General features: G+C 55.7%; 2 protein-coding genes. One reads left to right on the top strand and one right to left on the bottom strand.

Features of this window, described 5'->3' with window-relative positions:
• Nucleotides 1–78 precede the first annotated feature (78 nt).
• The gene (locus tag GTN70_06175; GenBank protein ID NIO16571.1) at nucleotides 79–672 is read right to left on the bottom strand and encodes a hypothetical protein; all 594 of its coding nucleotides are present in this window, start codon (nucleotides 670–672) and stop codon (nucleotides 79–81) included.
• 352 nt (nucleotides 673–1,024) lie between these two features.
• Between GTN70_06175 and GTN70_06170 the strand changes: the two genes are divergently transcribed.
• Nucleotides 1,025–1,806, top strand: a 782-nt coding sequence (locus tag GTN70_06170) for a hypothetical protein (GenBank protein ID NIO16570.1), incomplete at its 3' end; no start/stop codon positions are given.

The raw sequence follows: 1,806 nt of genomic DNA, 5'->3' as shown, positions 1-1,806 counted from the left end.
GTTTAGAGTTCAAATCCAGATAGGAGTAAGGAGAGAGGAGATAGGGTAGAGTGGTTATTCTGTGCGTTGATAATCGGGTCAAAGTTTCGGGATCATGAAGGGGACGCTCCTTTTGTAATCCCGGTAGGTCCGGCCGAAGCGTATCTCGAGCTCGCGCTCCTCGAAATATACGAGATAAAAAAGATGGGAAGGGATCAGCACGAGAAGGGAACCGAGTGTGCAATAGGTAGACCCTGCTGCCATGCTTAGCCCGACGCAGGTGAGGTAAAACCCAAGTGACATGGGGTTTCGAACCCTTCTGTGGATGCCACCGACAACGAGCTTTTTCGTCAGCTTGAAGGCCGGGGCCCCCTTCCCGCGATATTTGAGGCTCTGATTGGCGGCAAACATAAGGGTAAGGCCCGCAAAAAGCAGAATGCATCCCGCCGGAAGTGAGATATTTTGGAACGGTATCGGGCTGATACCGATTATCCGGTCGAAGCCGCCAAGCCCCGGGGAGAAGATCCCGAGGGTGGCGGGAAACACCAGGCATGCGTAGATCAGAAGGTGGCCGACCCTGCTCAGCCGCTCGGCGGAATCCCTGTCGGGGTTTTTCCCGAGCTTCCTCCCGAGCAACGAGATACCCGCCAGAAAGGTACAAATTCCCAGAAACTGCAGGGCAATGGTTACCATAATCACCCCATTTTCGCCCGGTGCTCCTTACGGGCTCCGAAACCGGCAATGCATGCCCTTCCGCTGCCCGCCCGCTGTTTACAGCCAGAGGCGAAGCAACGGGAAACCTCCCCTATATGTATCAAATTCAGCCTTAGGCGTCCCGAAAAAAGAGCGCCCCGGCAGCACAGCCCGTCTAAAAGACCCCCGTTAAGAACCCGCGGGCGGGTCGCGCAACGATAAATGTCTATGCCTGGATAGCCAAATATCCTACAATTTAGTTACGGGGAGTTGATGGAAACATGCTGTTTCCGTTGCCGAAAAGACAAGAAAGGGAGTCATTTTCGCAACCTCTCACCAAGGGGGGGTGACTATGGGTGTCATAACGGTTTCCCGGCAGTACGGTGCCGGCGCACAGGAACTGGTCGAGAAGGTGTCGTCCCGGATGGGCTACCGGATCGTGGACCGCCTGGAAATACAGAAGAAGCTCATCGATATAGCCGACGAGGGTACGGCCAAAAGGGTTCTCGCGGAGAAAGCCCCGAATATCATCGAACGCCTCACGGGTGACATCAACGTGCTCAAATGCCTTCTGAAGGAGTCAATCCTTTTTTTCGCCACCCAGGGGCGGGTTATCCTGCTGGGCCGGGGCGGCTTTGACATTCTGAGGAACACAAAGGGGGTCCTCAACGTACTGGTGACGGACATCCCCGATCTCCGGGCAAGCCACCTGTCCCTCACCGAGAAGATAAAGCTGGCCGAAGCCAGGGAGAAGATCAGGAAAGTTGACAGGGAAAAGGCGGGTTTCATCAAGTACTACTGCGGCGTGGACTGGCCCGACCCCTGGCACTTTCATCTCTGCCTGACACCCCTTTCGACGGGAATCGAACCGTGCGCCGAGGCGGTCGTGAAGTTCGCCGAGATACTGGGGGTCGAACGGGATTATGCAGCCACGGGGGAGACGATCATCCAGGAAAAGCACCTCCTTGCTGCCGCGACGAACAGGATCGCGCTGAACATCGGCCTCGACACCGATCTCTTCGAACTCTCCTTCGCGGAAGCAAAAACGATAGAAATTCGGTTTTTCCACGTCCCGCCCGAGCTGCGGGAAAAATCGATGCGCCTCCTCAAGGATTTCACGAAGGATTTCAAGGT

This window comes from Deltaproteobacteria bacterium (assembly GCA_011773515.1).
Classification (GTDB): Bacteria; Desulfobacterota; Deferrimicrobia; order J040; family J040; genus WVXK01.
The sequence above is the reverse complement of the archived record's forward strand: the minus strand, read 5'-3'. Positions and strand labels throughout refer to the sequence as shown.

Coding starts and splice junctions, on each gene's coding strand:
- GTN70_06175 (NIO16571.1), bottom strand. CDS start 672: ATGGTAACCATTGCCCTGCAGTTTCTGGGAATTTGTACCTTTCTGGCG.